This window comes from Micromonospora sp. NPDC049048 (assembly GCF_043197615.1).
Lineage (GTDB): Bacteria > Actinomycetota > Actinomycetes > Mycobacteriales > Micromonosporaceae > Micromonospora.
In genome coordinates this window covers 1-5943 of sequence record NZ_JBICTM010000023.1, presented here as the reverse complement: position 1 = coordinate 5943, position 5943 = coordinate 1, and the positions used below count along the sequence as shown (strand labels likewise).

Annotated in this window: 2 protein-coding genes; both read left to right on the top strand. The window is 73.3% G+C overall.

All coding sequences use genetic code 11. The annotated features are described in order from the left end of the window. Positions 1 to 238: 238 nt before the first annotated feature. The gene (locus tag ACGFIG_RS30650) at positions 239 to 1450 is read left to right on the top strand and encodes a cytochrome P450 (RefSeq protein ID WP_393008855.1); all 1212 of its coding nucleotides are present in this window, start codon (positions 239 to 241) and stop codon (positions 1448 to 1450) included. A gap of 58 nt (positions 1451 to 1508) precedes the next feature. Then, the coding region (locus ACGFIG_RS30645; protein WP_393008853.1) for a beta-ketoacyl synthase N-terminal-like domain-containing protein at positions 1509 to 5943 on the top strand (4435 nt) is incomplete at its 3' end.

Genomic DNA, 5943 nt, shown 5'->3' with positions numbered 1-5943 from the left:
TCGGCCTCGAACCCGGCCGCGAACTCCAACAACTCCAACAACGCATCCTCGAACACGACGCCAAAATCCAGACACCCGTACTGGTCGGCTGAACCCCGCACCAGTCACCGCCTCCTCCGCGATTACCCGGGCGTGGATCGTCTGCGGGCAACATCAGGAGCGCGCGCGGCGGTCCGTGACGCCTGGCGCACCGGAGGCCGACGGCATTCCTGCCCAGCGATCACAGCGAGGGGACGACATGGCGAACAAGTGTCCGGCACACGGGCATCCGATGCTCATGGACGACGACTACTTCTCCAGCCCGTACGCGGCGTACGCGCTCTACGCGTCACTGCACGAGCAGGGCCCCGTCCATCGGACCTGCCTCAGCGACCACGGTCCGGTGTGGCTGGTGACCGGTCACACGGAGGTCTACGCCGGGCTGCGCGACAAGCGCCTCGTGCGGCCCCGGGAGAACAGCAACGGGGACTTCACCAGCAAGCGCTTCCCGGAGGGCGAGGCGACCGGCACGATCGTCACCCTCGATCCGCCGGAGCACACGCCGCTCAAGAAAATGATCAACTTCACCTTCCTGCCCCGCAACCTGGAGACCTTCCGCCCCCGGGTGCACGAGCTGGTCAAGGCCCAGCTGGACATGATCGAGGCAGCGGGCGGCGGCGACCTGGTCGAGGACTACGCGGCCGTCCTGCCGATCACGATCGTCTGCGACGTGCTCGGCATCCGCGAGGAGTACCGCAAGGACCTGAAGTACTGGGCGGACCAGGTGTTCAGCGGCGACAACGAGACCAACGCGATGGTCCGCACGAAGATGTCGCAGTTCATGCACATGGTCCGGGAGGAGAAGGAGAAGGAGCCCGGCGAGGACCTCTTCTCGTACTGGATCCACGCCAAGAACGACGACGGGGAAACGGCGCTCAACGTCTACCAGCAGATGGCTCTGGCCCTGCTGACGATGCTCGGCGGGTACGACACCACCGCCGGCATGATCGGCCGGGGTGCGCTGGCGCTGCTGGACGACCCGGAGACGCTGGAGCGGCTGCGCAAGGACCCGGACCTGTTCGACGTGGCCGTCGAGGAGCTGCTGCGCAAGCACGGCTCGGTGCACCACGGCTTCCGCCGCTTCGCCACGGAGGACATGGTGATCGGCGACACGAAGATCGCCAAGGGCGAGACGGTGCTGCTGCACCTGACCGCGGCGGGCAACGACCCGAAGCGGTTCCCCGAGCCGCAGGTGCTCGACATCGACCGCGAGGACAAGGCGCACGTGGCGTTCGGCGGCGGCCCGCACTTCTGCTCGGGTTCGGAGCTGGCCCGGATGGAGACGACCATCGCCCTGCGTGAGCTGTTCACCCGTTTCCCGAACATCAAGCTCGCCGCGCCCCGGGAGTCGCTGAAGGTACGGCGTACCCCGCTGGTGCCGGCGCTGCTGTCCCTCCCGGTCACCGTCTGAGCCCTTCCCCACCCCCGGCCCGCATCACAACTCCTGTCCGACAAGAGGTTGTTGAACCATGCCGCGTACCGATCTGCTCCGGCCCCTGCCCGAACTGCTCCGGACCAACGCCGATCGCCGCGGCACCCGGATCGCGTACGCCGACTCGCGGCGGAGCGTGACCCACACGGAGTTGGCGGACCGGACGGCCCGGCTCGCCGGCCACCTCGCCGACCTCGGCGTGTGGCCGGCGGACCGGGTCGTCGTCCTGCTGGACGGCGTCACGGCGGTGGAGGGCGTCCTCGCCGTCGTCCGGGCCGGCGCGATCGCCGTGCCGCTGGACCCGGCCCTGGACGACGCCGAGCTGGCCCGGCTGGTCGAGGACGCGGGCGCCGACGCGGTCATCACCGACGCCACCAACGCGGCGCGGGTGTCCGTGTCGGTCCTCGTCGTGGACGGCGGGTACGACGGCGAGGCGCACTCGTTCGAGGAACTGGCGACGACCGACCCGTCGTCGCCGCCCCAGGACGATCCGGGCCTCGACGACCTGGCGCTGCTCAGCTACACGGCGGGCACGGTCGGCCCCCGCAAGGGTGTGCTCTCCACGCAGCGCAACCTGCTGTGGCCCGCCGCCGCGGCGGCGTACGTGGCCGGACTCGGGTGCGCCGAGGACGACCGGGTGCTGTGGATGCTGCCCGTGCACGCCTGGTTCGGCCAGCTCGTCGCCGCCACAGCGACGGGGGCGTCGGTGCGGCTCGCGGGCGACCTGTCCCCGGACCAGCTGCGGGCCACGCTCACCGCGGAGGCCAGCACCGTGCTGGTGGGCACCGGCACGACGTACCGGGCCCTGCTGGACGTGCCGGGCCCGGACCCCGAGGGGGTACGGATCGCGCTGGCCCTCGGGCCGGTGGACGCCACGCTGCGCCGGCCCTTCGAGGCCGCGTTCTCCGCGCCGCTGCTCACCGGCTACGTGACCACCGAGACATCCGGCCTGATCGCGGTGAGCTGGCCGAACGGCGACGCGGAACGGCGCTGCCTGCCCCTGCCCGGGTTGAGCGTGCGGGTGGTCGACCCCGGGTCGGGCGCCGACCTGGGCCCCGGTCAGGAGGGTGAGGTCTGGGTCAGCGGCCCGAACGTGATGGCGGGCGGCTACCACGACCTCGCCGCCGAGACGGCCGAGGCGCTGCGCGGAGGCTGGTACCGCACGGGTGACCTGGCCCGCCGGGACGACTCCGGGCACCTCGCGATCACGGGTCGGCTGGCCGAGGTGGTTGAGGTCGGCGGCGAGCGGGTACGGCTGGACCGCGTCGACGCCGTGCTGGGGACCGTGCCCGGGGTGCTCGACGCGGCGGTCTGGGCGTCCCCGGACGGGCCGGTCGCGTGCGTGGTCGGTTCCGAGGTGGACGCCGAGCGCCTGCTGGCGGCGTGCCGTGCCGAGCTGTCCACCGCGGCGGTGCCGGTCGAGACGTACGTGGTGCGGGAGATCCCGCGCACCGCCATGGGCAGCCCCGCCCGCCACCGGCTCGCCGGGCTGCCCGGTCGCCTGCTCTGCGTGGCCGCGTCGCGGCACGACTCGCTGCACGCGCTGCGCTGGGAGCCGGCGCCGGACCGGAACGCCGGACCGCTCACCTGGTCGGTGGCGGGCCCGCCCGAACTCACCGCCGGCCTCGCCGACGACGGCACCGCCGTCGACAGCTACGCCGATCCCGCCGCGCTGGCCGAACTGCTGACCCGGGTGCTCGACGAGGACCGGCCGACGGACTTCCGCCTGGTCGTGCTGACCCGCGGCGTCGTGCACGGCGACGGCGCGACGGAACCCGGCCAGGCCGCCGCGTGGGGGGTGGCGCGGGCCCACCAGCTCCGCCGTCCCGACCGGCTCGTGCTGCTCGACGCCGACGAGGTCACCACGGACGTGCTCCGCGCCGCCGTGGCGTCCGGCGAGGACGTGCTGGCCGTACGCGGGGGCGAGCTGCTGCTGCCGCGGTACGCGGCCGTCGCCGCCCGGCCCGGCGGCGCACCTCAGCAGGGCAGGGTCGCGCTCGTCGCCCGGTCGTACGACGCGGCGCTCGTCCGCCACCTCGTGGCGGCCCACGACGTACGTGAACTGGTCCTGGTGGGACCGGACGACGTGCCCGCCGGCGCGCCGGCCGAGCTGGCGACGCTCGGGGCGGAGACCTCCGTGCACGCGGGCGTGCCCTTCGACCGGGAGACGCTGGCGGCCGTGCTCGGTGACCGGCCGGTCACCGCCGTCGTGGCGGTGGACCTCACGGCCGAGGAGACACTGGCGCTGCACGAGGCGACGACCGAGCACGCCGGCACCGCACTCGTGCTGCTCACCGGCGGCCAGGACGTCGCCGCCACCGCCGTAGCCGACGCGTTGGTGCGGCACCGGCGTACGCGTAACCTGCTCGGCGTCTCCGTCGCGTGGGCCGCTCCGGGCTTCGCCGAACTGCCCGTGGCGCGGCGTGTCGCCCTGGTCGACGCCGCGCTGGCCTCGGGCGAGCCCTGCGTGGTCGCCGCGCGTCCCGTGGTGGCCGCCGAGGTCGACGCCGAGGCCACCCGGGCCGCCCTCACCGAGCGGCTGCTGGCGGTGCCGGAGGCCGACCGGCTCGGCCTGCTGCGGGACGTCGTACGGGCCGCGACCGGCGAGGTCCTGCGGGACCAGGCGCCCGCGACGATCGACGGCGGGACGCCGTTCCGCCAGCTCGGCTTCGACTCGCTCACCGCCGTACAGCTGCGGGGGCGGCTCTGCGCCGCGACCGGCCTGAACCTGCCGGCGAGCCTGGTCTTCGACTACCCGACGCCGGACATCGTCGCCGGCCACCTGCTGGACGCCCTCGGCCTGGGCGCCGCCGGGACGCGACCGGCCGCCGTCGAGACCCACGACGAGAGCGAGCCGATCGCGATCGTCGGCATGGCCTGCCGCTATCCCGGCGGCGTCACCTCCCCCGACGACCTCTGGCGACTGGTCGCGGACGGGGTGGACGCGATCGGCGAGTTCCCCACCAACCGTGGCTGGGACCTCGCGGCGCTGTTCGCAGGCGACGGGTCGGGCACGTGCAGCTCGACGGCCGGCGGCTTCCTGTACGACGCGGACCAGTTCGACGCGGAGTTCTTCGGCATCAGCCCGCGCGAGGCGCTGGCCATGGACCCGCAGCAGCGGGTGCTGATGGAGACCGCGTGGGAGGCGCTGGAGCACGCCGGCATCCCACCGACCTCGCTGCGGGGCAGCGACACCGCCGTCTTCACGGGTGTGCCGGTGCAGGACTACGGCCGGAGCGGGCACAGCGAGGACGACGGGGTCGACGGGTTCCTCATCACCGGCATCGCGAGCAGCGTGGCGTCCGGCCGGATCGCGTACGCCCTGGGCCTGGAGGGGCCGGCGATGACCGTCGACACGGCGTGCTCGTCGTCGCTGGTCGCCCTGCACCTGGCCGTACGCGCGCTGCGCTCCGGCGAGTGCGCGATGGCGCTGGCGGGTGGCGTGACCGTGATGTCGGGGCCGGAGACCTTCACCGAGTTCTCCCGGCAGAACGGCCTGTCCCCCGACGGCCGGTGCAAGGCGTTCTCCGACGACGCCGACGGCACCGGCTGGTCGGAGGGTGTGGGTGTGCTCGTGGTGGAGCGGCTGTCCGACGCCCGCCGCAACGGTCACCGGATCCTCGCCGTCGTACGCGGCACCGCCGTCAACCAGGACGGCGCCTCCAACGGGCTGACCGCCCCCAACGGACCCTCACAACAACGGGTCATCCGCGCCGCCCTCGCCAACGCCGCCCTCACCCCCGACCAGATCGACGCCGTCGAAGCACACGGCACCGGCACCACCCTCGGCGACCCCATCGAAGCCCAGGCCATCCTCGCCACCTACGGACAACACCGCGAACGACCCCTCTGGCTCGGCTCCCTCAAATCCAACATCGGCCACACCCAGGCCGCCGCCGGCGTCGGCGGCGTGATCAAGATGATCCTCGCCCTGCGCCACGGGCTGCTGCCCCGCACCCTGCACGTCTCGGAGCCGACCCGGAAGGTGGACTGGGCGGCGGGAGCCGTGTCCCTGCTGACCGAGCCTGTCGCGTGGCCCGCGGGTGACGACCGTCCACGGCGGGGCGCCGTCTCGTCCTTCGGCATGAGCGGCACGAACGCGCACGTGATCATCGAGGAGCCACCCGCCGTCGCCTTGGAAGCCGCCGACGCTCCGGACATCGCGGTGCCGCATGCCGGCAACACGGCGCCGGTGGTGCCGTGGCTGTTGTCGGCCCGCTCCGAGCAGGCCCTACGGGACCAGGCCCGCCGCCTGCACGAGCACCTCACCACCCACCCCCACCTGACCACGATCGACGTCGCCCGCACCCTCGCAGACCGGGTCACCTTCACCCACCGCGCCGCCGTCACCGGCACCACCCGCCAGGAACTCCTCGACGCCCTCACCACCCTGACCAACGGCGACAACGCCACCAACCTGATCACCGGCACCCCCACCGGCGGCGGCCTCGCCTTCCTCTACACCGGCCAAG